Below are 23,409 nucleotides of genomic sequence, written 5' to 3' on the forward strand. Positions count from 1 at the left end.
GGAAGTTTTTTTGTGCGGATCGCACAAACGCATTATATAGTAGAAGAGAACCGGAGAGGGTTCGGATTTGTGAGGGGGAGGGAACAGGCAGCGGGTCAAGACAATCCGGCTGATTTTCTGTTTGACAGATCAGACCAAGTCCCTCATAATACAATCCATACTAAATATATAGGATTTATAGGAAGGGGAATGGAGTATGAAACACACTGGGGCTTTTTTACGAAAAACACTTTGGCTAAGCGCGCTTGCCTTGTTAATGGTCGTGGTGGTTGCGGGCTGCTCCGCATCCAATAATGCACCCGCTCAAGGCCAAGGAGCCGAAGCGAGTCCTAACGCAAGCGTTAGCCCTAGCAGCAGCCCGGACAGCGGGAGCGGGGAAGCGGCGGCGGGAGGAACGTTCGTATACGGCCGGCCGGCAGCCGTTAACTCGCTTGATTTACATAACCAGATTACGGCAAACAATGCGTTTGCGATTGACAAAATTTTTGAACCGCTCGTCTCCTTCGACAGTGAAGGCAAAATCGTGGATTGGCTCGCCAAATCCCACACCATCAGCGGCGACGGGCTTGTCTATACATTTGTGCTCCGCGACGGCCTGAAATTCTCGAACGGTTCGCCCGTCACGGCCAAGGATGCTGTCTTCTCTCTGGAGCGGCACTTGAAGGTTGGCGGCCCGCTTGCCATCGCGGCAAAGGTCGATTCGGTCAAAGCGCAGGATGACGCTACACTTGTCATTACGCTGAAAGAGCCGTATACTCCGTTTATTTCCGAGCTGTCCAACTTCTCCAACGGCATCCTGCCTAGCGATTTCGGCGGGGTATCCGAAGAAGAGTTCTTCAAGAAACCGGTGGGTACGGGACCCTTTACCGTGGAAGCTTGGGACCCTGCGGGCGACTTGACGTTTGCGAAGAACCCGCATTACTGGCAGGAAGGCAAACCTTATCTTGATAAGCTCGTTTACAAGCTGATTCAAGACGATGCGCAGGCGATCAACCAGCTGAAAGCGGGCGGGGTGGATGCCATCGAATCTTTGGCGCTGCAGAATGCGGATGAGATCAAAAACGGAACGGATACCACGGTTGTTACAAATGGAAGTTGGGTAACGGAGCAGCTGTTCTTCAACACGCTGGACGAACATTTTTCCGATGTCCACGTCCGCCGCGCGCTGGCGCTGGCGATTGACCGCGAAGGCTTGACCAAAGCGCTGACGTTCGGTTATGCGGAGACCGCAAACTCCCTGCTGCCGACAACGATTCCTTACCATTCCAACGACAAAATCAAGCCGCTTACCTTCGATCTGGAAGCTGCCAAAGCGGAGCTGGCCAAATCCAAGTTCCCTAACGGATTCAGCACCAAACTGCTGATTGCCTCCGGCAACAGTACCAGAGCCCAGGAAGCGCAGATTATTCAAGCGGCGGGCCAATCCATCGGCATCAAAATCGAAATCGAGTCGATTGAGCTGGCAGCGTTCCGCGAACGGTTTTTCGCTTATGATTATGCCGCCATGCTGAACAGCGGTCAAGCGGATTCGCCGGATGCGAACTCCATCGTTGCGTTCCAGACCGACCCGGAAGGCTTCAGCAAGTCGTATTGGACACACTACACAAACGATCAAGTTACCAAACTGCTGCATGAAGGCCAAAAAACGCCTGACGGCGACGCACGCGGCGCTAAATACGCCGAGCTGCTGCAAATCCTCGCCGATGAAGTGCCGTATCTGCCGCTGTACTACCCGGATATTCTGAAGGGCGTACGTTCTTCGGTGGAAGGCCTGACCGTACTGCCGAACGGCAGCATCCGGTTTGAAGAGGTCCGTGCGGGCAAATGACGGCGGGAAAGACAACGATCAAATCTGAAAGCCGCAGCCAGGCCCGTTATTCCTGGCTCGGCTTTGCTGTTGTGCGGGCGCTGGCGGTCATTTTCTGTGTGACGACAGCCGTGTTTTTTATCATCCGCATCGTTCCCGGCGATCCCGCCAAAATGATCCTCGGCGAATACAGCACGCCTGAAGCAATTGCGAAAATGCATCACACGCTGGGGCTGGATCTCCCGCTGTGGGAGCAGTTCGTCCGGTATATCCGGACACTGTTCACGAGCGGGGATACCGGCAGCTCCATCGTGATGGGAACGCCCGCGCGGACGCTGATTCTGGAGCGCGCGCCCGTGACCCTGCTGCTTATAGCGCTGGCGGTTGCCGCAGCGGTGGCGATGTCGCTGCCGCTTGCGGCGCTTGCTGCGGCCAAAAAAGACAAACTGCCGGACCACCTGATCCGCATCATCCCCACCATTACGTTGGGGATGCCTGTATTTTGGGTGGGCCTGCTGTTTATTGTTTTTTTCAGCGTCCGTCTCGGCTGGTTTCCTGTTGGGGGCGTGGGAGTAGGGTGGAGCGGCATGCTGTACAGTCTGGTGCTTCCGGCGGTTACGGTCGCGTTTTCGCAGATTCCTTCGCTCGTGCGGTCGCTCCGGGTACAGATGCTGGAGGTGCTGGAGTCGGACTTTATCGTTACATTAAAGGCAGCGGGGATTCCGGGCCGGGTCATTATGTTCAAGCATGTAGCGCGTAATGCCGCGCTGCCGGCGCTGATGCTGCTTGGCGTAAATTTGTCTTATCTGATCGGCGGTACGCTGGTCGTAGAGCAGGTGTTTGACATCAAGGGGATCGGCAGCCTGCTGTTCAGCTCCATTTCCAACCGGGATTTCCCGGTTATTCAAGGCATCGCGCTGTACTGCGCGGTTGCTGTCGTGCTGATCAGTCTGCTGGTGGAAATTCTGTCCGGGCTGCTCGACCCGAGAACGAAGGGGCAACGATGAAGCATACAATCGCAGAACTTCCATTACATAAAAACGGCCGAGAGACAAGCCTGACGCGCCGCATCGTGTCCATCCCTTCCCTTGTTGCGGGAGCCGCGATGTTTGCCGTGCTTGTGCTGCTCGCCGTGTTGATTCCGTGGCTCAGCCCTTATGATCCTTCGGCCCAAGATTTAAGCGCCTTTTTGCAGCCGCCATCCGCCGGACACTGGCTGGGCACCGACCAATTGGGGCGCGATTTGTTTACGAGGCTGATTTATGCCGCGCGGACCGACTTGACGATTATGGTGCTGGCGGAAATCGTGCCGTTTTGCCTGGGCATCCTGCTCGGGATGCTTGCGGGGTATTACGGCGGATGGGTAAATACGGTGATTTCGCTTATTACGGATACGCTGATTGCTTTTCCATTTTATCTGCTAGTTATTATTGTCGCTTTTGCCAGCGGCGCGGGCCAAAAAGGCATCTATATCACTTTTGTTCTGGTGGGCTGGATCGTGTTTGCCCGCGTGGTCAAAGGTCATACGGCCTCCCTGCGGAAGCAGGAATGGGTTGCATCCGCCGAAACGCTGGGGTTGTCCGGTCCAAGAATTTTGTTTCGCCATTTGCTGCCGAATGTGCTGCCGCAGGCCGTGGTCGTCTTGATGACCGATATGGTTGGACTGCTGGTGGCGATTGTGACGCTTGGTTATCTTGGCATCGGCATTACGCCGCCGACTCCCGACTGGGGAACGATGATTTCGGACGGGCGGCCTTTCATTACCACTGCCTGGTGGCTTTCGGCGGTTCCGGGCTTCGCTGTGGTGTATACAGGGATTGCGCTGTCGCTTGTGGGCGACGGTCTGGCGGATTTATGGAGGAAAAAATAATGACGGAACAAGCGATATTGAACGTTGAAGGCCTGGCTTTATCCGCTTCGTCCGGTCAGCAGCTGGTAGATGGCGTCAGCTTTTCATTAAGCCCGGGCGAAAGCCTCGGGCTTGTCGGCGAATCCGGCTCGGGCAAATCGCTGACGCTGCGCGCGATCCTCGGCCTGCTGCCCCGCGGGGTGGAGCAGACTGGGGGGCGCATCGGCAGCAGGCTTCGCAGCGCCATGGTGTTCCAGGACCCGAGAGGCGCGCTGGACCCGCTGTGCCCGGTCGTTAAGCAGCTGTCCGAAGTGGTGTATTACCGGCAGCGGACCAGCCGCAAAACCTCGCGCCGCATCGCGCTGGAGCTGCTGGAAATGCTGGGGCTGCCGGATGCGTTAAAGACGGCGGACCGGTATCCGGGCCAGCTGTCCGGCGGGCAATGCCAGCGTGTGGTGATTGCCATGGCGCTGGCGTGCAAACCCGGCATCTTGCTCTGCGATGAGCCGACCACGGCGCTGGACGTAACCGTTCAGCGGCAAATTATAGAGACGATTGCGCGGCTGCAGCGGGAGCTCGGGTTTGCGATGGTATTTGTCACGCATAATCTGGCGATTGCCGGCCTGTTATGCTCCAAGCTGTGCGTGATGAAAGCGGGCCGGGTGGTGGAGCAGGGCGGAAGCTCGGATTTGCTCCGCAATCCGTCCGATCCCTATACCCGGATGCTGATTGATTCCGTGCTGCCGCTGCCGGCGCTTGAAGGGAGCTGATCCAAATGGAACCGATGCTGCAAGCAAAGCAGCTCACTGTACGATACGGCGGATTTGCCGCGTTGGATCAGGTTTCGATTGAACTTCAGCGGCATGAGACCCTGGGACTCGTCGGCGAATCCGGCTCCGGCAAATCGACGCTTGCGCGGGTGATTGCCGGTCTGATTGCGCCGGACGCAGGTGAGGTTCTGCTCGGCACGGAGGTTCTGCGGAAGCGCAGAAGCCGTGAACAGCGGAAGAGCATCCAGATGATTTTTCAAAATCCCGATGCTTCGCTAAATCCGAGGCATCAGATCCGCTATATTTTATCCGAAGCGCTGCTGTTTCACCGGATAGTGGACCGCTCGCGGGTGGAAAAAAGGTGCAAAGAGCTGCTGGAGCTCGTCCAGCTTGAATCCGGCGCGCTGAACCGGTACCCGCATGAATTCTCCGGCGGCCAGCGCCAGCGGATCGCGATTGCCCGGGCGCTTAGTGTGGAGCCAAGCCTGCTGATTGCGGATGAGCCGACCAGCGCTTTGGACGTATCCGTGCAGCTGCATGTCCTGGAGCTGTTTAAAACACTAAAGGCCGAGCTGGACTTGACGATGCTGTTTATCTCGCATGATCTCGGGGTCATTCATGCGATCAGCGATACGGTGGCGGTTATGCGCTCGGGAAGGCTGGTGGAGGTCCGGCCCAAAGACGAATTTTTTATCCGGCCGGAAAATCCCTACAGCCGCGAGCTGCTGTCCGCCGTACCTAAACTGGAAGAAATCGATAACAGGAGGCTGCTATGAACCAAGAACCCGCTGGATTTACTCCGCTGCTTCGGGCGGAATTTGATCAGCTGACCCGGTCGCTTGCCGGGCTGCTGTCCACAGAGCACTCGCCGGTCCTTATTCCGGGAGAAGCCATTTTGGGCATTGAGGCGGTGGCGGCCGGAATTTCGGCGCCAGGCCGGACTTTTCTTAACGTAGTGACAGGGCCTTACGGCACGTTATTTGGCCAATGGCTGAAGCGCGGCGGCGCAGCGGTTGTGGAAGTGAAGGTTCCGTTCGACGAAGTGGTTACGGTAGAGGCTGTGGAAGCGGCGGTGCGGCGTTTTAAACCGGACGCGTTGTCCTTTGTGCAGGCCGAAGTGGTGACGGGCGGCTCCAATCCCGCCGAAGGGCTGTTCCGGCTTGCGCGGGCGCATGGGCTGATTACGGTGTCGGACTCCGTTTCAGCCGTCGGAGGCGAAGCGCTAAAGGTCGATGAATGGGGAGCGGATTTTGTGGTGATTGGCGCGCAAAAGGCGCTGGCCGGTCCAAACGGCGTCAGCGCAGTTAGCGTATCGCCGCGCGGCTGGGCGTATGTGGAGTCGAACCCTCATGCGCCGCGGCAGTCGATTTTATCGCTGCTGGATCTGAAGCCTTACATCGACGGCTCGGAGCCGTCCCGGGTCCCGCCCCATCTGCCGGTGCTGGAAGCAAAAGCGCTGCTTGCCGTGCTTGACCGGATAGAAGCGGAGGGACTTCCGCAGGTGATCCGGCGCCATGAACGGGCTGCCGCATCCGCGGTTGCGGGCATTCAGGCTTTGGGACTGTCTCCTTGGCAGAAGGATGGAGCACATTATTCCACGCTGACAACGACGGTGCGGATTCCCGGTGAAGCGAACCTGCGGATCGATGGACCCGAAGGGATTGTCGCTCCCGGAGACGGAGAACTGTTTGGACGGCTGCTGCGGATCAACCATTTTGGCGCAAATGCGAGCCGGTCAAGTGTGGAAGCGGCAGTTCGTGTATTGGCGCGGCTGACGGGAAAAGAGGCGGAAGCCGCGGTGGCGGCGGCAGGCCGGGTGTGGGAAGACGGCGGCGCCAAGGAAGACGAACACAGCGGGGAAGGCGTGGACGCCAAGAAAGACGGCCAGGTCAGGGAAGATGGCATTCCCAAGGAGAGCAGTCATGCCAAGAACGACGGGGATGTTCAGGAGGACAGCCATGTCTAATCACACTGCGGATAACCTGTCTTACCGCGCTGTATATATTGCAGGCATCAAAGACAAACGTTATGACATTGAAATCAAGGACGGCCGGTTTGCTTCGGTTGCCGAATCCGCGCGGGGAGAGCCTGTTCCTCCCCCGGAACGGGAACTGTGGATCGGGCCCGGCTTCATTGACCTGCATACCCATTTGGCCTGGACCGACTTCGATCATGCCGATCAGCTGAAACGCGATCCGCAGGAGGTAGAAGCGCTGCAGGCGGAAGCTTTTGCGGCCACGCTGCGGACCGGGGTAACGGCGGCGCGTGATGCGGGAGGATTGGCGCCGGCGGAAGTCCGGCACCTCGCAGCCCGGTACGGGCTGCCGCTGCAGGTGTTCAGCAGCGGTCTGATGCTGGGCGCGGCGGAGGCGGCGGACCGTTCTTATCTGAAGCGGCGTCTCACAGAGGCCTTCGCCTCCGGCGGGGAATGGGTCAAGATCATGGCGACAGGCGGACTTGGCGCGCCTGCCGAAACGGTACTCGACCCGATATTTGCGGAGGACGATTTCGCATTTATCGTACGCGAAGCGCATGCCCGCGGCAAAAAAGTGCTGGTCCACACCTGGGGCGGCGTGACAGTCGACTGGGCGGTTCAAGCCGGTGTGGAATCGATCGAACACGGGATGTTCCTGGAGGAGGATCAGGCGTACCGGCTGGCGGAGGCCGGGGTGGCGCTGGTGCCCACCGCCTCCATCTACCGGATCGCCGCCGATCCGAAAGGCGCGCTGGCGCTGCCCCCGCTCATCAATGACCGGGCCGCCCGCGCGGCCGAAGCCCATACCCGCGCCGTCGGATACGCCAAACGTGCGGGTGTTCGTATCGGCTTCGGTACAGACTATGCGACACCCGCCCTGCACGGCCGCAATCTGCAGGAGCTGGACACGCTGATGGACTGCGGCTTGACGCGGGCGGAAGCCTGGCGGGCCGCCACGGCGGACGCCGCCGCTATCCTGGGCGCAGAGGGCGGACTTGGCCGGATTGCGGAAGGCTGCCAGGCGGATGCCGTCGTTTTTGACGCAGATCCGTTCCAGGCCCCGAATGCGGACGCCCTGCGGCGGAGCATCGCCGCCGTAATTAAGAACGGTCGGGTCATTGCGGATCTGTGATTGTTCAGCATATGAAATGAACAGTCTGGACCAACGCACACACCATAATAATTTACAAGCGGATGACCTCTGTATGAAGAAGGGGTCATCTTTTTTTATGTATCAGATATATGCGGCGTCTTCTGGTTGTGGCTTGTAAGGATGGAGCCGGGAACAGGTGGAAATAGGTGGATATGGGTGGATATTGGTGGATAGGTGCGAAGAGGCTAGGGACCGCTGTCTTTTTGCTGTTAAGAAAATCTTTAGAAAAAACCGGATAGAGTCCTAAGAGTTTATTTGTACGATGGGTTCACTGCTTTTTAAATACATCCAAGTTTAGGAGATGAAAAGGTGACTCATCGTACAAAACCAAATTCCCGTTCTGCATGGCTTTCTCTTTTGTGGCTGACAGCTATTCCGGTGCTGAGTATTTTTTACGGTATTTTAAACCGTCCGGCGGAGCGCGTCTACAGCCTCATGATAGACCTGGACCGTCTAACTCCGTTTGTCCCCGCATTTGGGGTTTCGTATGTGCTTTGGTATTTGTTTATTCCGGCGGTGCTGATCGCGCTGGCGTTTAAAAATAAAGCGGTCTACTATCAAACCCTGTTTGCGCTGTGCGGGGGGCTGGCAGTCTCTTATCTTGTTTATGCGCTGTTCCAAACCACCGTTCTCCGTCCGGATCTGGCTGCCGAAACCGGTCTGTTCCATCAGCTCGTTCGTTGGGTCTATCAGCACGACCAGCCGTTTAACTGTTTTCCAAGCATTCATGTGTTGACCAGTTACCTGATGCTGCGGGAAGCTGGGGCTTTTAAACGCAGCATCAGCCTGGTGGTGGCAGGAATGTCCGTCCTGATCATTGCCTCCACGTTGTTCATCAAACAGCATGTATTGGCGGATGTGGCAGGCGGCATTCTAGTTGGTGAACTTTTGTTCAGGTCGGCGGGTCTATTCGTCCCGCTCATTCGGAGATACGGCGGCCGTCTGCTGTGGAAAGGGGAGAAACGCCATGTTTCCGCTGAATGAGGAGCGGCGTTCCTTCCTGTCGTTATTTTTGAGAAATCCGAAGCAAATCGGCAGTGTTACACCCAGTTCGTCTCAACTGGCACTTAAAATGGTGAATACGATTCGTGACGATTCGCTAGGTTCAGTCGTGGAGCTGGGGGCGGGGACCGGGGCGATCACCCGTGCATTGGCGGACAGGGTCCGTGAGGATACGAACGTTGTATTGTTTGAAAAAGAACCGGAACTCGCGGCGGCCCTCCGCCACCATTATCCGGAGTATCCCTGTTACCCAAACGCCGAGGAGCTTGTGGAGACGCTTCACAGTGCCCATTTGCATCAGGTAGACTGTATTTTAAGCGGACTGCCGTTCTTTAATTTTTCTCCTGCTTTAAGAGAGCGGCTGCTGGATCAAATTTTCGCCGCACTAAAACCCGGGGGACAATTTATTGCGTTTCAATATTCGCTGCAGTTGAAGCGCCATTTGACCGAACGTTTTGAACTGGAAGCGATTCGTTTTGTGCCGGTCAACATTCCTCCTGCCTTCGTATACTGCTGCCGTAAGAGAGCTGGAGAAAAACACTTGAAGAAAGGCAGCATTTGAAAAAAAGGAGGTGCAGCGCTCTTGAGCCAGCCGACCGTGCTTATCGTTGATGACGAACAGGATATCCGCGATATTATCAAGGTTTATTTACGTAATGAAAATATGCGCACACTTGAAGCGCGCGACGGATTGGAAGCATTGGACGTATTGAGCAAGGAAACCGTAGATTTAGTGATTTTAGACGTGATGATGCCGCGTATGGACGGAATTATGACCTGTATGCGGATCCGGGAAACTTCGGAGGTCCAGGTGCTGATGTTATCCGCGAAACAGGAGGATATCGACAAAATCACAGGACTGACGATGGGGGCAGACGATTATTTGGGAAAACCCTTTAACCCGCTGGAGCTGGTAGCCCGGGTCAAAGCGCAGCTTCGCCGCCAAAAACGGAACTCCCTTCAACAAAATGACGGAATCATCCAAATCGGGGACCTGGTTGTGGATATACCGCGTCACCGGGTTAATGTCGGGGACAGGCCGGTTCAATGCACGCCAATCGAATTCGGCATTCTAGAGCTGCTTGCGAAACATCGGGGGCAGGTGTTCAATACCGATCATATTTATGAAGCGGTCTGGAAGGAGCGGGCCGGAAACTCAAATAATACGGTCATGGTTCATATCGGGAAATTACGCGAAAAAATCGAAACCAATCCACGGGAGCCGAAATATATAAAAACCGTGTGGGGCGTAGGGTACAAGATTGATGCGTAGGCTTCGGCTGTTTTTTGGAGCAAACAATTTACGCCTCAGGCTGTTTTGGCTGATGGTTCTAAGCTGGCTGCTCGCGTTGTTCCCGACACTGGCGGCAGCAAATCTACTTTTGAGTTGGACCGCTACATGGGACCCGGAATATTATTCGATACCTGCAGCCAGTTTACTGGGACTTTTGCTACTTACGGTTTTTCTGCTTAGCTTTGCGCTGTTTTTCTTTTTGCTGACACGCCGCGAAATCCGTTTTCTCCAAAAGGTGGTAAACATCCTATCCGTAATGGCGGCAGGCAATTTAGGTGAACGCATTCCCGCTTCCAGAAAAGATGAACTTGGGCAAGTGGCGATTCACATTAACAGCATGGCCGAAGAGCTGGAGAAGCAAAGACACAAGGAACGCCAAAATGAAAGGAACCGGATGGAGTTAATTACTGGGGTTTCGCATGACCTCCGTACTCCGCTTACCAGCATGATCGGGTATATTCATTTGCTCAAGGACCGGGGATATAGGAGCGACGAAGAATATAATCGATACGTGGAACACACCTACACACAAGCGCTGCGGCTGCAAAAACGGATTGACGATTTATTTGAATACACCCGGCTTACTTCTCCGGAGGCTGCGGTTCAGCTCCAGCGGATTTTTATTGGGGAACTGCTGCAGCAGCTGCTTTTTGAGTTTCAACCTCTCGCCAAGGAATATGGCCTTACGATTCGCTATATCCCGCCCGGCGAAGAGATTGAAATGGAGGTCGATCCTGAAAAAATCGTGCGTGCACTGGACAATCTTTTGATGAATGCGCTGAAATTCTCACGCCGCCCGGGTGAAATAGATGTGCATTGTGCCGTGGAGGAGGACTGGCTGCGCATTGACGTGGAGAACGAAGGCGTACCTTTAACGTCCGAAGAGGAGGAGCGGCTGTTTGAACGGTTCTACCGGGTCGATTCTTCCCGCACGTCGGGCGAGCCAGGACTGGGAACCGGATCGGGGCTGGGGCTTGCCATTTCAAAAAGCATTGCCCAGATGCATGGCGGGAAACTCACGTTAAACCATACGCAAGGCCATTATCAGTTCCGTCTGGAACTGCCAAGAATAGCGGGAACGTCTTTTTGACGATGCAGCAAATCAGAATACAAGCTGGCGGCAGTCTGTCCATGATGGCTGGCTGCTATGATTTAACCTGAAGGCTGAATCTGGTCATTTTATGACTGGGTTCAGCTTTTTTGCTGTTTTCATTTTTAACTTGCCCCGCTGGTGTATACTGATAACCGGAAAGCGGCGGCTGACAGCGGTTTTTTATCCTGAATATGGCGTCGGATTGCTGCTTCCATCCTGCTTTTTGGCGGGTTTTGCCAAAAAACACATGAAAAACACACGTTGCTGATACACTGGTCAAGACTAAAGCAAAAGAGGGATTTCCGTGAATTATAGCGTGCTTCTGGTAGAAGACGAAAAACGCATCCGCGAAGTTGTCGCCGATTATTTTATTATGCAGGACTGCGAGGTTTATGAGGCGTCTAATGGACAACAGGCGCTCGCTCTGCTGGAGGAGCGGGACCCGAAGCTTGTCATTCTGGATATCATGCTGCCGGGGATGGACGGATGGACAGTCTGCCGCGAAATCCGCAGCCGGTCCACGGTACCGATTATTTTGCTGACCGCAAAATCGGAAGAGGAAGATAAACTGCTTGGCTTTCACAGCGGGGCCGACGACTATGTGACGAAGCCGTTCAGCCCGAGGGTGCTGGTCGCCCGGGCAAATGCGCTGATCAAGCGGCTGGAAGGCCAGCCCCCGGCCGCACGCGTCGTGGAGTTTGGCACCGCGGTATTCAATTTATCCTCCCGGCGCCTGGAAGTGGAAGGGACACCGGTTGAGCTGACCGGCAAGGAATTTGATATTTTGCAGCTGCTGGTGCTGAACAAGGGCATCGTAGTTTCCCGGGAAATGATTTTACAGCGGGTATGGGATATGAACTATGAAGGCGACCCGCGCGTCGTCGATACACATATTAAAAAACTCCGCAGCAAGCTGGGGCCGGAGTCCGGCTGGATCCGGACCATCGTCGGCACGGGTTATAAATTCGAGGAAAGCCCATGAAGACCCGCGGCGTTACTTTTAAGTTATTTATGCTGATTGTTGCGGTTTTCCTGTGCTTTTATGCCATGATCATTTTTTTTCAGCTGTTTTTTTTCGAGGATTTTTACAAAAATCAAAAGATGTCGAGAATCGAAACGAAGCTGGCCGCGTTCAGCAGGGAATACGCCCGGGAAGGGTGGGAGAACGGGCGTCTGCTGCGCGAGACGGCAAGATTCGGCCGGGATAACAAGGGTCAGCTGGCGGTTGTTACTCCAGATGGCTACGTTAAATACAACGATCCTTACCGGTTGGAGTTAAAAAAAACGGACGGGTCTACAGCTGATGTCACCTTATCGTCTTTCCTGAACCAGTTCGGCAGCGACCTCCTGTCCCTGCATTTGCATGCGGGCGACACCATTGAGGTTCTGGGCGAACTAGATAACGAGGGCGGAGTAAACGTGATTTATCCGCTCAGCATCCGCAAGCCGGGAAGTTCTGCTGTCGGGTATCCGAATCCGCAGGAACAATCAGCGTCCGTGATTTCTTATACGGGTGTTGTCACAGAGGTGGAGCTCCCGGACTACAAAAATCTGATCTCCAGGCAGGGCCTGTTATTCCTGGCGCTGGAGGAATGGTTTCCTTTGTCCGACGAGCACCTGCAGACCCTTACCGGCGGCCAGATGGTGATTGAGGAGTGGATCGAGCCGTGGACCGGCGTCCACAACGTCATTGCCGTACAGCCGGTCAAGTCGGGGACGCAGAACATGGAGCTGCTGTTCTCCGTCACATCACTACAGGAAATCAGTGAAGCAAATTCCGCGCTGCAGATGTTTTTTGTTTATGCGGGTCTGGGCGGAGCTTTGCTGATCGTGATGCTCTCCTTTGTCCTGTCCCGGATGGTAACCAAACCGCTTATTGCGCTCGATGAATCGGCCAAACGGATGTCGAACCTGGACTTTACGGATATTGCGCCGCTGGAGCGCAGCGACGAGTTCGGCAGCCTTTCGGACAGCCTGCATGTGTTGTCGCATAAGCTGGACACCACGCTCAGCGAGCTAAATCAGGCGAACGAAAAGCTGCTTGAGGATGTCGAAAACCGGGAGCATATGGAACGGCTGCAGCAGCAGTTTTTTTCCAACGCATCGCATGAGCTGAAGACGCCGCTGAGCATTATCAAAAGTTATGCGGAAGGCATCCGGGACGGCGTCAACCGCGACAAACAGGACTACTATCTGGATGTGATCGTGGAAGAATCGGAGAAGATGGAGACGCTGCTGCAGGATATGCTGTATTTGTTCAAGCTCGACTCCGGCACCGTGAAGCTGAAAAAACGCTGGTTCACTCTGAGCGACAAAATCGAAGAGGTCGTCAGCCGGCTCGCCTACCCGATGCGGGACAAATCGCTGGACGCGGTGATCATCCCTACGGACGAGTCGCCGGTGTACGCGGATGTGGAGCGGATCGAACAGGTTATTTACAACCTGATGGTTAACGCGATTAAGTATGCGGCACCGGGTAGCCCTATCACGATCCGGATCACCGGTTCGGCAGCGGGTGCGTTTTTTTCCATCGAGAATCAAGGCCTGCCGATCCCTGAAAGGCTGCAGAGCAGGCTGTGGGAGCGGTTTTACCGGTTGGAGGATTCCAGAAGCCGGGAAACGGGCGGCACCGGGCTTGGGTTGTCGATTGTGAAGCTGATTCTGGACCTGCACGGATTTACGTACGGTGTCGATAACACGGCGGAGGGCGTCCGCTTTTATGTAAGTCTGATTAACCACTCCGATGCGGAGTAAAAGGAGATACAAAAAATGAACCGGTATTGGATACCCTTGCTGTTTACGATAGGAAATCTGGCCTCGGGGGTCGCTTCGCTGCTGATGACCTTCAGCGGACATTATGAGCGGGCCGCTTGGCTTATCCTGGCTGCCGCCATGTTCGATGTGGTGGATGGAGGCGTTGCGAGATGGCTGCGCGCCTGCTCCGCGATCGGGAAGGAAATGGATTCGCTGTCGGACATCATTTCGTTTGGCGTTGCGCCTGCCATGCTGCTGTTTGTCCCGGCTGAAGGCGGATTCCATTGGTCCGGCCAAGCGGCGGCTGTGGTTTTTGTCGTATGCGGCGGTCTGCGTTTGGCCCGGTTTAACTGCCAGCCGTCTTCGGTCACCTTTACCGGGCTGCCGATTACGGCAGCGGGAATGCTGCTGACAGGTTTTACTTTGTGGGCTGACAAGCTGCATATCAGCGTGTCCTTTATTGTCTGCGGTCTGCTGTCGCTGCTGATGATCAGCCGTTTCCGGTTTCCTTCGCTTAAGAATCTGCCGTCACAGCTGAATCTGGGCAGGAAAAACAGGCAGGAGCAGTTCATCAAGTAGCCTACGGCCAAAAGCAGGGAGAAACGGGGATTTTCATGGAGTTTATTACGGACTTTGTTAATCAATACGGTTATCTTGCCATTTATTTGCTGTTGTCGCTGGGTATCATCGGCCTGCCGGTCCCGGATGAAATTTTGATGACACTGATCGGATATTTGTCGCACCAGGGTGTGCTGAATTACCCGATGAGTCTGACGGTCAGCTGCCTTGGCGCTTTAACCGGAATGTGCATCAGCTACGGGATCGGGCGGAAGGTCGGGCGTCCGATTATCACCAAGTGGGGCAAATGGATTGGTCTCAACGAAAAAAGGTATCAGAAAGTGGAGGACTGGTTCCGCCGCTTCGGCGGCTGGACGATTGTGTTCGGATATTATATCCCGGGCATCCGGCATGTCAGCTGTTATATTTCCGGAATCAGCCGGATTCCCTTTCGGATCTATGTGCTGATTGCCGCCTTTGGTTCTTTTCTCTGGTCCGCGGTGTTCATTACGATCGGCTACTATGTTGGTGTAGCGGCCTGATTTCATGGTAAGATTGGAATGGACAGGTGGACGAGGAGGTGGAAGAATGCCGAAGTTTAATATGAATGCGCTGCTGCTGATTTTGTTTGCATTCCTGATCAGTATTGCGATGCCGGTCGGCTTGCTGGTGGTTATGAGCGTAACCTTTGCAACTGTAATCATGAATTATACCGAGACCAAAAAAATGCGCAAGGATCTGAACGAGCTTAAGGAAAGCTTGCAGGGGGCCAAACCCCGGCGGGCAACGGAGCTGACGCCCGTTCCGTCGCGGTTGGTTAAGGAGGAGGCGGATAACGCCGGCCTCCCGGGCGAAGAGACGGACAAACCGCAGCACACGGAACGGATGAAGAGCAAGTAACGCGGTTCCGGGCTGCCGGTTTTGTCATCCTGCGATACTCGCATTTTTTGTATTCCTCGCTTCACCGCGCGTCATCAACCGGTTGCGCAGCGCCTGCAGACACAGGACAAGGTGATGGTATGGAATGAAATCGCTTTCTGAACATTGCAGCTTTCTGAACATTGCCAGAAGTATGTATACTGATCTTTAGGCAGGACGCTGTATTCCAAGTGAATTCAGGTACTTGCAAATTCGGGAAGTTATTTATCATATCCATCCCAAAAAGGCAGAGTCCCCTGGACCCTGCCTTCGCTGCTGTATCGAGCTCCTCAACGTGTGTTGTCGTCATTTGGACGTCGTTTGGGCTCCGATTCGCCTGTCCGCGGATCGGCATTCAGCTCGTTTGCATCTCCGAGTAGTCCGTCCACAACTTCCTCCAGCTTTGGGCTGAAGCCTTGCTTCGGATCGTCGGGTCCTGGAATCGGATGCACGCCGGCACCGCGGTCGTCCCAGTTGTCTTTCGATTTGTCGGCCATCGTTCTCCTCCCTTTCTGCGGCTAACGGGAATTGCCTTGTGTCCGTCTATGTAACGAAAGTAACCTTGGCGGGGCATTTTGAACCAGCTTACCGTCCAGTATAGCCGCATCCGGGCAGCGGCAAACCCGTTAACGGCGGAGCCGTTTGTTGTGCTCAAACCGGGTGGCTTCGCGCTCCAGATGGGTGAACGACCCGTCAATCAGCCGCAGTCTGACCCGTTCCTCCGAAAACATTTCAATCCGTCCATAGCCGATTTGGGCGTACATTCCGTCCGGATCGAGTTTCCAGGCGGAGACGAACGTCTGCGACAGGGCGGCAACCCAAAAATCGGTATCGTCTACAAGTTTATGAGGCATGGCCGGTCCCTCCATTTTTTTATCTGCTATTATAGTCGGGTTGACCGGCTGGGGCAACAGGTAATGCCGTCAGTCTGTTGGCGAATGGAGACAAAAAGGGTAGCGGAGAGCAGAGAGAAACGGAACCAGCTCACGGAAGCGGGCGGCCATCCGGCTGTATTACGCGTCATCCGACCGCACAACGCGGCCATCCGGCCGCATTTGCGGTCAGAAAGCCGCCGCGAGATGGACAGCAGCTTAAGCTTTTTTGATTACCGGCACGTAGATGTCCATTACAAGATCATGGTCGCCATGCGAGCGCTCATCGTACCATTCGAAATCCGCTCCGCCCGGAGCGTATTCGTAGCCGGAATTCGGAAACCATTCATTGTAGATGTATTCGGTCGTGCCTTGAATTGCCTTGGTGAAGGCCCGGTCCGCTCGGTCGGCCGCAGGAGTGGTGAATACTGCATAAGTTGCAGCAGGGATCTCTGTTCCGTAAATGCCTTCAGGGAGATTGTTCAGGTCCGCCACTTCAACTCCAATCAGGTATGTGAAATAGTCCTGCGTTTCTTCATCCATGATGCAGGCGCCCAGCTCCGCATGGTGTACGGGGCGAAGCACCTCATGCAGCATATGCACCCAATTTTCCTCAAAATAGCGGTCCCAGAATTTCGGGATATCCACGGAGTTTTCTCCTTCGGTTGATGTGGTTTTCAGGGCATAACCTGCCAGTTTCATTGCGGGTTTGGTAACAAAAGTGGGTCTCATCACAATTCCTCCATTTAATTGGTAACCAGCCAGCTTCGCAAGGTCCACCTTCTCGGGAACTCGCCCGGTGGCGTGCATACGGTATTTCTCCGGCGTCATGCCGTAGGTCTTGCGGAAGGCTTTGGTGAATCCGGCGTGGGTCTCGAACCCGTATGCCAAGGCAATTTCGATTACCCGCCCCGGTCCCGCCAGTTCGGCGGCTGCATAAGCAAGCCGGCGTCTGCGGATATACTCCATAACTGGCAGTCCCACATTGACCTGGAACACCTTGTAGAAATGATACAAGGAAAATCCGGCCAACTGTGCCAATTCGGCGGCGGTTGGCGGCTGCTGAATATTGTCTTCAATCTGGTCGATACATTGCTGGATGGCTGCTTTATAGTCCATAAATTACGTTCCCTCCCGATCGGTGTCTTCATCTTACCAAAGAGTGAACCTCCGCGTTTATCCGTTTTTGTTAAATTGGTATAATATAGGCTGAACTTGTTCCATTCAGGAAGGAGAGGGAAAAGAATGGGTTACGGTACATTGGCGCATACGGTTGGCAGACTCCCGCTGCGCCAGCTGGCCGAAAGGCTGCGGGGACTGGAGCTGGACTTCGTTCAGCTCGCACTTTCGAAAGCGGTTGCAGACATCGATTTCGGCACAGGGAAGCTGAGTCCCGGGCTTGCTGCTTATGTCGGTGAGCACTTTAACCGGGCGGGTGTGAGGATCGGGGTTTTGGGCTGTTACATTGATCCGGTGCATCCCGACCGCGACACAAGACGAGGGGGAATCGATCGGTTTAAAGAACATCTGCGGTTTGCGCGGGATTTTGGCACCTCCATTGTGGCGACGGAAACGGGCGCGCTGACGGCCTATATGGAGCAGGACCCGATCCGGTACAAAGAAACCGGCTGGAACGTGCTGCTTGAATCGGTCCGGGAGATGGTCGAGGAGGCGGAAAAACGCGGCGTAACAGTGGGCATCGAGCCGGTATCGGTACATACCCTGCATTCGGCGGAGCTGACCGCCCGGCTGCTGGAAGAAGTGCCATCGGGCAATCTCGGCATTGTGTTTGATCCCGTTAACCTGCTGACCGTAGACGAAATCGGCAATCAGACCGCCTTCTTCGACGAAGCGTTCCGGCTGTTCGGCGACCGGATTGTACTGGCGCATTTGAAGGATGTCCAGGTGAGCGGGGGAGCAAAACAAGAGCTGCGGACCGGCTCGGAGGGCGGCCAGTTCAAGACGGCCGAATTCCTGTCCAGACTGCACGAAGCAAAACCGCTGATTGACATCTCGCTGGAATGCCTCACCGAAGAGACGGTGCTGCCGTCGATCCGTTATGTAAAATCGCTGGAGAAGACGGAATAGCAGACAGCCAATGCTCCAGGCTGGTACCAGCACTTGGAACTGGAACTGCAACCGGCCGCACCAATGGCTGCGGAGCTGGCTGGATCAGCGGTTAAGCGGCGGCTAAAAGTCCAAACAGAAGCATGCAGGAGCTGTCCCGAGGTCATAACCGGCTTTAGGCGGCTCCATATTTTTGCTAAATATTTAGTTGGAAAAGTCAGTTTCCCCGTTCCGCCAAGCTCTCCAACTCTTCCGCAACTGGCCATAGAAAAAGCAAACGGAGCTGTCTCTAAGACAGCCCCGCTGAGATGTAACAAATTAAAAGAGCGGTGAAAAAAGATTTCGCTCCTTCACCGGTCATTGACCTGAAGACAGCGCCCTGGCCGGAGAAGACTCCGGAGACACGGCAGACACATCGCCCGGAACCGGAAGCGGGGACGGAGGTGCGGCAGCGCGTTTTGCCTGCTTGTAATTCGTCCGGATCGGCCCGACGATATACTTGCCCGGGGGCAGCTTGTTGATGAGATAGCCAGCCAGCATAGACAGCAGCACCGAAGTGATGAAGATGATCGCCGTTTTCAGGTACACATTCATGTCCGTGTAATTCGTCAGGAACAACGGCCGGGTCACCAGCATAAACGCCAGCGTATGCAGCAGATAAATGCTGAAGGAATAATCGCTGATGAGGTAGAAGATGGACGGTATTTTTTTGAACCAGCCTGCGATCAGGAACACGAAAAAGATCATGCTTGGCGAAAAGGCCAGATAAAACACGGTTTTCGAGCTGGTCGTTTCCGGAATGTCCATCATCTTGAGCGCGGCCAAAATCAGAAACAGCGGCACTGGAGCAAGCAAAACCTTCCACTTATGTTTGCGGAGCAGGGCGAGCATCGTGTCATAATGCTTGCCGCAATAATAACCAAGGGCGAAATAAAACACCCAGCCCAGCGCCGGCAGCCAGCTGTATTCATTCCATACTTTCTCTGCACCCGAGAAGCCAAACGGCGGAACGAAATTAAAAAAGCCGAGGTACACGAAGTTTATGGCGAAAGCCAAGGTCAGCATGTTGAGCGGACGGCTTGCGGACAAACGCCGGTGGAACAAATGATGCAGCAGATAAAACTGCATAATGACCAGGATAAAATAACCCACGTAATCGCCCAATACGATATTTTTCAGCGACTCTATCACAAAGGTGCCAAAGGTCAAGCTCATGCCTTCGATCCGCATGTCGACATAAGCGTAAATCATACCCATGCAGATAAAGGGGATCACAAGAAATTTGAACCGCTTTAGGAAAAACCCGGAGGGCAGCCGGTCGGGATACGATTTGGCGAGGAGAAATTCGGACATAAACACAAAAGCGGGGGTACCGAAGTTAAGAAACAGCCGAAGCGCGGTCAGCAGCTGGGCGTCCCGTTGGGCTATCGGATCAAACACCTCGATCACCCATACTGCTGAATGAACCAGCACAATGGCCAGACAGGACAAACTGCGCAGCAGGATGACTTCAAGCGATATTTTTTTTGCCATAGTTCCACTCCTTTTCCAGATTTTCTGTCTGTTCTCTCTACTGGTATTGTAACAAGCCGTCCGCAGGAATACCGTTACTCTAAAGTATCAATCGGCCCCCCGCTTAAGAGGGGGATATAAAGGGGAATGTTGGCGATAAGCCTCGTTAAGTCTCGTAAGCCGTCAGCAGAAAAAGAGGAAAGATGGCGATTCCTGACGAATAGGTATAAGGAACTTGTTCTCCGCTTCCCTAACGGCGCGTGATGGGATAAAATTATCTTTTGTCAGCATTTTGTGCGAATTTACGCCAACGGGCTGAAAACAATTCGTGCAGGATCAGCAGTCTATCACGAAGGAGCGGAAACCATGGCCAAGCAGAAACACTATGTCGTATGGGCCGGACGCAAGCCGGGAATATACGGGACCTGGGCGGAATGCCAGGAGCAGATCAATCACTACACGGGTGCCAAATATAAATCGTACGAAACCAAAGCGGCGGCCGAGCAGGCCTACAAAGCGGGCTGGCAGAGCAGTCTGGGAGCCGGGTCCGGGTCCGGCAAAACCAAAAAAGCAGCTTCCGGCACGGCAGCCGCGCGGCGCCCGATGTCTGAAATTGATTACGACAGCATCTCGGTTGACGTTGGTACCCGGGGCAATCCCGGACCGGTCGAATATAAAGGCGTTGATACGGCAACCGGGGAAGTGATTTTTTCCTGCGGGCCCATTAATAAAGGAACCAACAATCTGGGCGAATTTCTGGCGATTGTGCATGCGCTGGCGCATTTGAAGCGTGAGGGCAGCAGCAAAACGGTCTACAGCGACTCGCTGAACGCAATCAAATGGGTTAAGCAGAAAAAAGTAGCGACAACGCTGCCGCGCGACGCTTCCACCGAGCAGATCTGGAGCCTGATTGACCGGGCAGTCGAATGGCTGCATACTCACACGTACCCGAACAAAGTGCTGAAGTGGGAAACCCGGGATTGGGGCGAAATCAAGGCGGATTACGGCCGCAAGTAAGTGCGGGGTGCCTTTGGCGAAATGGTTAATAACAGGTATAGAAGGAACAATACAGAAGCGGACGGGGAGGAACGCGGATGTTCGGTAACGATTGGGACGAGGTATTACAGGAGGAAACGCAGAAAACTTATTTTCAGGATTTAAGATATACGCTGGCTAGGGAATACAAGGAACATACGGTTTATCCGCCGAAAGAGCTGCTGTTCACCGCGCTGAAAAAGACGCCTTACGCCGGCACGCGGGCGGTGATTCTGGGCCAGGACCCTTACCACGGTCCCGGACAAGCCCAGGGACTCAGCTTTTCGGTGGCCCCGGGTGTCCGGATTCCGCCTTCGCTGCGGAACATCTATACGGAGCTGTCGGACGACCTCGGCATCCAGCCGCCGGGGCACGGCTCGCTGCTGCACTGGGCGGAGCAGGGTGTACTGCTGCTGAACGCGGTCCTTACTGTCAGACGGGGACAGCCAAATTCGCATAAAGGCATCGGCTGGGAGACCTTTACGGATGCGGTCATGCAGAAGCTGAACGAGCGGCCGGTGCCGATGGTGTTTATACTGTGGGGCAGCCACGCCCAGCAAAAAGGCGCCTTCATCGACGACAAACGGCATCTTGTGATCCGTTCGCCGCACCCGAGCCCGTTTTCGGCGCACCGCGGATTTTTGGGCAGCCGCCCGTTCTCGCGGGCCAATGCTTTTTTGGAATCACATGGCCTGGAACCGATCGACTGGACGATTCCGGACAGCAAGTAACGGCACCAGCGCAAGCAGAAAGGAGGTGGGGCGATGAGACATTGGGTAGGAAAACCGGTGATGATGTATTGCGGCGAGCCGCCTTATACCATTGTCAGAGGCGTGCTGCGCAAGTGGGACGTATCGATGGGCCGCGCCATCATCGGGCATCATGAGACCGCCGTTCCTTTTCGAAGAATCGCGATGATCCGGGCGCTGCCCTCCAGAGAACGGGCTTTGCCCCCGGTCCTCCATTCGGTTGGCTACGTGATGCGCAGCCGGATCCAGTTCGATAACGCCATCTACTTCAAATCGGCGGTTACCGTGTGGAAGGGAGACCGGCTGATCGCTCTCAACACAGTAATCGTCGCGCATACCAAAGGGTCGGTCACGCTGGAGGACGGCCGGACGCTGCCCAAAAGCCAGCATACCTTTGTCGTCCGTTCCCTTCGCGGGTAACCGCCGGACCCGGGTAAGCTTATGCAAGAAAATCCGCAGTTAAGGCTGCGAACTCGGCTGGATATTCCAGATGAGGATAATGCCCGCTGTCTTCCATAAGCCGGAGCACCGAATTCGGCAGCCGGTCATTCAGCATCGTGCAGACGCCGCGGTTGTATGGAAGATCTCTGCCGGCTTCGATAAGGAGTACAGGCATCGTGACCTGTTCCAGACGGTTGACCGCATGTGGCTGGAGCGGCTGATGCAGGGAAGGCGTGCCGGTAAAAAATACGCTGTTGTCCTTATACATCCGCTTGAGCATGTCGCGTTTGTCCGCTTTCGCCGGCACGAGATACCGCCAGTAGCGGTTCCGGATGAATTTCTCCGCGGCTTTTTCCGCTCCAATGCGGCGTGCTCTTAAGAAGTCCAGCATCCCTGCGATGGTCAAACGCAGCGGGTAGCGGGAGCCGTAGACGGACGGAGCGGAGAGTACCAACCTGCGGACCCGGTCCGGGTAAGCCAGCGCAAAATCCAATGCGGCCGCCCCTCCAAAAGAAGAAGCCGCGATATCTGCGCTTGGCACCTCAAACAAATCTAGAATCCCCTTAATATCTTCGTAATAAGAAAAGGGCTCGGTGATTGCGCCGCTTTTGCCGTAACCGCGGTGGTCGAAGCGAATGACCTGAAAGCTGCGGCTTAAGACCTTTGCAGCTTCGTCCCATACGCGTAAATTGCAGTATCCTCCGTGCAGCATCAGCAGCGGCAAGCCTTCGCCCTGCACCTCCACATACAGCGTGGTTCCGTTCACTTCATATTTTCCCGATTTCATCCCAGTCATCTATTTCTCATCCTTTCTTCCGTTCCATCCAGGCAATCGATTCGCGGCACCACTGCAATCTTGCCTCGGTAGATAACACCCCGTAGCGCAGGGTCAACTGCCAGTAGGGCGTTTCTGCTCCTTCAAATTGAGTTCCAATTTCCTTTTCCTGCGCTCGGTATAGGGCAAGGGTTTCCTCCAGCATCGCGGCTTCCGCCTGAAACAGGGATTTGATTTCTTTTTTGTGTTCTGGGCCGGAAAAATACACCTTCAGCAGCAGTTCATCCCGATACGTTAACGGAGCAACAGGTTCAGCCAGCCATTCACGGAAGCGCGTTTCCCCTTCAGGAGTCAACCGGTAAACTTTGCGCGTTCGGGAGCCGGACGGCATCTCCTCCATGACCGCTAACCCCATCTCCACGATTTCTTTGAGCGTCGGATAAATCTGGCCATAGCTTTCACTCCAGAAGTACCGCAGGGAGCCGCTGAACTGCTTGCGGATGTCATACCCGGCGGCAGGTCCTTTGGCGAGTACGCCGAGGACGGCATAAAGTGTGCTGCTTTTTTTCATCAATTGTCCCCCTAAACATGTATCTACTAGATATATTTATATCTGTTAGATACATTACACTCTGCTGCAACATCTGTCAAATTTATCCGGGCAAAGCGCGGCGTTGTCAAGTCCGTCTCTGACAAATTTAAGCCGTCTAATCCGCCCTTGCCCAACCCAACCCAACCCAACCCAACCCAACCCAACCCAACCCAACCCAACCCAACCCAACCCA

26 protein-coding genes are annotated in these 23,409 nt (G+C 54.9%); 20 read left to right on the forward strand and 6 right to left on the reverse strand.

Annotated elements, in window-relative coordinates; translation table 11 throughout:
• The first annotated feature begins 196 nt into the window (after positions 1–196).
• From ACE6ED_RS25100 to ACE6ED_RS25175, 16 genes are all read left to right on the forward strand, one after another.
• Positions 197–1,828, forward strand: coding sequence for an ABC transporter substrate-binding protein (locus tag ACE6ED_RS25100; protein ID WP_410830170.1), 1,632 nt, complete (start codon positions 197–199; stop codon positions 1,826–1,828).
• Positions 1,825–2,814 carry an ABC transporter permease gene (locus tag ACE6ED_RS25105; RefSeq protein WP_410830171.1) on the forward strand — a complete coding sequence of 330 codons (990 nt, stop codon included), beginning with the start codon at positions 1,825–1,827 and terminating at the stop codon, positions 2,812–2,814. Before ACE6ED_RS25100 ends, ACE6ED_RS25105 begins: the two co-directional genes overlap by 4 nt.
• Complete coding sequence (locus tag ACE6ED_RS25110) at positions 2,811–3,677, forward strand: ABC transporter permease (protein WP_410830172.1); 867 nt, start codon at positions 2,811–2,813, stop codon at positions 3,675–3,677. Before ACE6ED_RS25105 ends, ACE6ED_RS25110 begins: the two co-directional genes overlap by 4 nt.
• A complete protein-coding gene (locus tag ACE6ED_RS25115) occupies positions 3,677–4,426 on the forward strand; it encodes an ABC transporter ATP-binding protein (protein ID WP_410830173.1) in 750 nt (249 codons plus the stop codon). The genes ACE6ED_RS25110 and ACE6ED_RS25115 overlap by 1 nt, the downstream gene beginning before the upstream one ends.
• A 5-nt stretch (positions 4,427–4,431) precedes the next feature.
• Positions 4,432–5,202, forward strand: a complete 771-nt coding sequence (locus ACE6ED_RS25120) for an ABC transporter ATP-binding protein (protein WP_410830174.1) — start codon at positions 4,432–4,434, stop codon at positions 5,200–5,202.
• Positions 5,199–6,392, forward strand: coding sequence for a pyridoxal-phosphate-dependent aminotransferase family protein (locus tag ACE6ED_RS25125; protein WP_410830176.1), 1,194 nt, complete (start codon positions 5,199–5,201; stop codon positions 6,390–6,392). Before ACE6ED_RS25120 ends, ACE6ED_RS25125 begins: the two co-directional genes overlap by 4 nt.
• Complete coding sequence (locus tag ACE6ED_RS25130; protein ID WP_410830177.1) at positions 6,385–7,533, forward strand: amidohydrolase family protein; 1,149 nt, start codon at positions 6,385–6,387, stop codon at positions 7,531–7,533. The genes ACE6ED_RS25125 and ACE6ED_RS25130 overlap by 8 nt, the downstream gene beginning before the upstream one ends.
• Positions 7,534–7,863: 330 nt before the next feature.
• Positions 7,864–8,538 carry a phosphatase PAP2 family protein gene (locus tag ACE6ED_RS25135; RefSeq protein ID WP_410830179.1) on the forward strand — a complete coding sequence of 225 codons (675 nt, stop codon included), beginning with the start codon at positions 7,864–7,866 and terminating at the stop codon, positions 8,536–8,538.
• On the forward strand, positions 8,522–9,118 hold the full coding sequence (locus tag ACE6ED_RS25140; protein WP_410830180.1) for a class I SAM-dependent methyltransferase: 597 nt from the start codon (positions 8,522–8,524) through the stop codon (positions 9,116–9,118). Before ACE6ED_RS25135 ends, ACE6ED_RS25140 begins: the two co-directional genes overlap by 17 nt.
• 21 nt (positions 9,119–9,139) lie before the next feature.
• Positions 9,140–9,829 carry a response regulator transcription factor gene (locus tag ACE6ED_RS25145; protein WP_410830181.1) on the forward strand — a complete coding sequence of 230 codons (690 nt, stop codon included), beginning with the start codon at positions 9,140–9,142 and terminating at the stop codon, positions 9,827–9,829.
• Positions 9,822–10,940 (forward strand): HAMP domain-containing sensor histidine kinase, encoded by a 1,119-nt coding sequence (locus ACE6ED_RS25150; RefSeq protein WP_410830182.1) that lies wholly within the window; start codon positions 9,822–9,824, stop codon positions 10,938–10,940. Before ACE6ED_RS25145 ends, ACE6ED_RS25150 begins: the two co-directional genes overlap by 8 nt.
• A 307-nt stretch (positions 10,941–11,247) precedes the next feature.
• Complete coding sequence (locus ACE6ED_RS25155; protein WP_410830183.1) at positions 11,248–11,925, forward strand: response regulator transcription factor; 678 nt, start codon at positions 11,248–11,250, stop codon at positions 11,923–11,925.
• Positions 11,922–13,697 (forward strand): sensor histidine kinase, encoded by a 1,776-nt coding sequence (locus ACE6ED_RS25160; RefSeq protein WP_410830184.1) that lies wholly within the window; start codon positions 11,922–11,924, stop codon positions 13,695–13,697. The genes ACE6ED_RS25155 and ACE6ED_RS25160 overlap by 4 nt, the downstream gene beginning before the upstream one ends.
• A 15-nt stretch (positions 13,698–13,712) precedes the next feature.
• Entirely contained in the window at positions 13,713–14,276 is a 564-nt protein-coding gene (gene pssA, locus ACE6ED_RS25165) for a CDP-diacylglycerol--serine O-phosphatidyltransferase (RefSeq protein ID WP_410830186.1), read from the forward strand.
• Positions 14,277–14,311: 35 nt separating this feature from the next.
• Positions 14,312–14,797 (forward strand): DedA family protein, encoded by a 486-nt coding sequence (locus ACE6ED_RS25170; protein WP_410830187.1) that lies wholly within the window; start codon positions 14,312–14,314, stop codon positions 14,795–14,797.
• A gap of 46 nt (positions 14,798–14,843) precedes the next feature.
• Positions 14,844–15,155, forward strand: a complete 312-nt coding sequence (locus ACE6ED_RS25175) for a hypothetical protein (protein ID WP_410830188.1) — start codon at positions 14,844–14,846, stop codon at positions 15,153–15,155.
• 308 nt (positions 15,156–15,463) lie between these two features.
• Here the strand turns inward: ACE6ED_RS25175 and ACE6ED_RS25180 are convergent, their stop codons facing one another.
• From ACE6ED_RS25180 to ACE6ED_RS25190, 3 genes are all read right to left on the reverse strand, one after another.
• Positions 15,464–15,670, reverse strand: a complete 207-nt coding sequence (locus ACE6ED_RS25180; protein ID WP_410830189.1) for a hypothetical protein — start codon at positions 15,668–15,670, stop codon at positions 15,464–15,466.
• A gap of 129 nt (positions 15,671–15,799) precedes the next feature.
• The gene (locus ACE6ED_RS25185) at positions 15,800–16,027 is read right to left on the reverse strand and encodes a hypothetical protein (RefSeq protein ID WP_410830190.1); all 228 of its coding nucleotides are present in this window, start codon (positions 16,025–16,027) and stop codon (positions 15,800–15,802) included.
• 237 nt (positions 16,028–16,264) lie between these two features.
• Complete coding sequence (locus tag ACE6ED_RS25190; RefSeq protein WP_410830191.1) at positions 16,265–17,164, reverse strand: AraC family transcriptional regulator; 900 nt, start codon at positions 17,162–17,164, stop codon at positions 16,265–16,267.
• 126 nt (positions 17,165–17,290) lie between these two features.
• On the opposite strand from ACE6ED_RS25190, the gene ACE6ED_RS25195 reads away from it, so the two are divergent.
• The gene (locus ACE6ED_RS25195) at positions 17,291–18,133 is read left to right on the forward strand and encodes a sugar phosphate isomerase/epimerase family protein (RefSeq protein ID WP_410830192.1); all 843 of its coding nucleotides are present in this window, start codon (positions 17,291–17,293) and stop codon (positions 18,131–18,133) included.
• Between the two features lie 336 nt (positions 18,134–18,469).
• Here the strand turns inward: ACE6ED_RS25195 and ACE6ED_RS25200 are convergent, their stop codons facing one another.
• Positions 18,470–19,645: an acyltransferase family protein gene (locus ACE6ED_RS25200; protein WP_410830194.1), complete on the reverse strand. Its 1,176-nt coding sequence runs from the start codon at positions 19,643–19,645 to the stop codon at positions 18,470–18,472.
• A 345-nt stretch (positions 19,646–19,990) separates the two neighbouring features.
• Between ACE6ED_RS25200 and rnhA the strand changes: the two genes are divergently transcribed.
• The 3 genes from rnhA to ACE6ED_RS25215 all read left to right on the forward strand — a co-directional run bounded on the left by rnhA (position 19,991) and on the right by ACE6ED_RS25215 (position 21,828).
• Positions 19,991–20,641 carry a ribonuclease H gene (rnhA, locus tag ACE6ED_RS25205; RefSeq protein WP_410830195.1) on the forward strand — a complete coding sequence of 217 codons (651 nt, stop codon included), beginning with the start codon at positions 19,991–19,993 and terminating at the stop codon, positions 20,639–20,641.
• Positions 20,642–20,718: 77 nt separating this feature from the next.
• Complete coding sequence (locus ACE6ED_RS25210) at positions 20,719–21,390, forward strand: uracil-DNA glycosylase (protein ID WP_410830196.1); 672 nt, start codon at positions 20,719–20,721, stop codon at positions 21,388–21,390.
• 33 nt (positions 21,391–21,423) lie between these two features.
• The gene (locus ACE6ED_RS25215) at positions 21,424–21,828 is read left to right on the forward strand and encodes a hypothetical protein (protein ID WP_410830197.1); all 405 of its coding nucleotides are present in this window, start codon (positions 21,424–21,426) and stop codon (positions 21,826–21,828) included.
• Positions 21,829–21,847: 19 nt separating this feature from the next.
• Here the strand turns inward: ACE6ED_RS25215 and ACE6ED_RS25220 are convergent, their stop codons facing one another.
• Both ACE6ED_RS25220 and ACE6ED_RS25225 read right to left on the reverse strand, forming a co-directional pair.
• Entirely contained in the window at positions 21,848–22,645 is a 798-nt protein-coding gene (locus ACE6ED_RS25220) for an alpha/beta fold hydrolase (protein ID WP_410830198.1), read from the reverse strand.
• A 7-nt stretch (positions 22,646–22,652) separates the two neighbouring features.
• Positions 22,653–23,195 (reverse strand): PadR family transcriptional regulator, encoded by a 543-nt coding sequence (locus tag ACE6ED_RS25225; protein WP_410830199.1) that lies wholly within the window; start codon positions 23,193–23,195, stop codon positions 22,653–22,655.
• Between the last annotated feature and the right edge of the window lie 214 nt (positions 23,196–23,409).

The organism is Paenibacillus nanchangensis (assembly GCF_046543445.1).
GTDB lineage: Bacteria > Bacillota > Bacilli > Paenibacillales > Paenibacillaceae > Paenibacillus_AQ > Paenibacillus_AQ nanchangensis.

Excerpts from the sequence above, each read along its gene's own strand:
- ACE6ED_RS25120 (WP_410830174.1), top strand. The coding sequence starts at position 4,432 with ATGGAACCGATGCTGCAAGCAAAGCAGCTCACTGTACGATACGGCGGA.
- ACE6ED_RS25115 (WP_410830173.1), top strand. The coding sequence starts at position 3,677 with ATGACGGAACAAGCGATATTGAACGTTGAAGGCCTGGCTTTATCCGCT.
- ACE6ED_RS25190 (WP_410830191.1), bottom strand. The coding sequence starts at position 17,164 with ATGGACTATAAAGCAGCCATCCAGCAATGTATCGACCAGATTGAAGAC.
- ACE6ED_RS25140 (WP_410830180.1), top strand. The coding sequence starts at position 8,522 with ATGTTTCCGCTGAATGAGGAGCGGCGTTCCTTCCTGTCGTTATTTTTG.
- ACE6ED_RS25110 (WP_410830172.1), top strand. The coding sequence starts at position 2,811 with ATGAAGCATACAATCGCAGAACTTCCATTACATAAAAACGGCCGAGAG.
- ACE6ED_RS25200 (WP_410830194.1), bottom strand. The coding sequence starts at position 19,645 with ATGGCAAAAAAAATATCGCTTGAAGTCATCCTGCTGCGCAGTTTGTCC.
- ACE6ED_RS25215 (WP_410830197.1), top strand. The coding sequence starts at position 21,424 with ATGAGACATTGGGTAGGAAAACCGGTGATGATGTATTGCGGCGAGCCG.
- rnhA (WP_410830195.1), top strand. The coding sequence starts at position 19,991 with ATGGCCAAGCAGAAACACTATGTCGTATGGGCCGGACGCAAGCCGGGA.
- ACE6ED_RS25125 (WP_410830176.1), top strand. The coding sequence starts at position 5,199 with ATGAACCAAGAACCCGCTGGATTTACTCCGCTGCTTCGGGCGGAATTT.
- ACE6ED_RS25180 (WP_410830189.1), bottom strand. The coding sequence starts at position 15,670 with ATGGCCGACAAATCGAAAGACAACTGGGACGACCGCGGTGCCGGCGTG.
- ACE6ED_RS25130 (WP_410830177.1), top strand. The coding sequence starts at position 6,385 with ATGTCTAATCACACTGCGGATAACCTGTCTTACCGCGCTGTATATATT.
- ACE6ED_RS25105 (WP_410830171.1), top strand. The coding sequence starts at position 1,825 with ATGACGGCGGGAAAGACAACGATCAAATCTGAAAGCCGCAGCCAGGCC.
- ACE6ED_RS25225 (WP_410830199.1), bottom strand. The coding sequence starts at position 23,195 with ATGAAAAAAAGCAGCACACTTTATGCCGTCCTCGGCGTACTCGCCAAA.
- ACE6ED_RS25220 (WP_410830198.1), bottom strand. The coding sequence starts at position 22,645 with ATGACTGGGATGAAATCGGGAAAATATGAAGTGAACGGAACCACGCTG.
- ACE6ED_RS25100 (WP_410830170.1), top strand. The coding sequence starts at position 197 with ATGAAACACACTGGGGCTTTTTTACGAAAAACACTTTGGCTAAGCGCG.
- ACE6ED_RS25160 (WP_410830184.1), top strand. The coding sequence starts at position 11,922 with ATGAAGACCCGCGGCGTTACTTTTAAGTTATTTATGCTGATTGTTGCG.
- ACE6ED_RS25170 (WP_410830187.1), top strand. The coding sequence starts at position 14,312 with ATGGAGTTTATTACGGACTTTGTTAATCAATACGGTTATCTTGCCATT.
- ACE6ED_RS25185 (WP_410830190.1), bottom strand. The coding sequence starts at position 16,027 with ATGCCTCATAAACTTGTAGACGATACCGATTTTTGGGTTGCCGCCCTG.
- ACE6ED_RS25195 (WP_410830192.1), top strand. The coding sequence starts at position 17,291 with ATGGGTTACGGTACATTGGCGCATACGGTTGGCAGACTCCCGCTGCGC.
- pssA (WP_410830186.1), top strand. The coding sequence starts at position 13,713 with ATGAACCGGTATTGGATACCCTTGCTGTTTACGATAGGAAATCTGGCC.
- ACE6ED_RS25150 (WP_410830182.1), top strand. The coding sequence starts at position 9,822 with ATGCGTAGGCTTCGGCTGTTTTTTGGAGCAAACAATTTACGCCTCAGG.
- ACE6ED_RS25210 (WP_410830196.1), top strand. The coding sequence starts at position 20,719 with ATGTTCGGTAACGATTGGGACGAGGTATTACAGGAGGAAACGCAGAAA.
- ACE6ED_RS25175 (WP_410830188.1), top strand. The coding sequence starts at position 14,844 with ATGCCGAAGTTTAATATGAATGCGCTGCTGCTGATTTTGTTTGCATTC.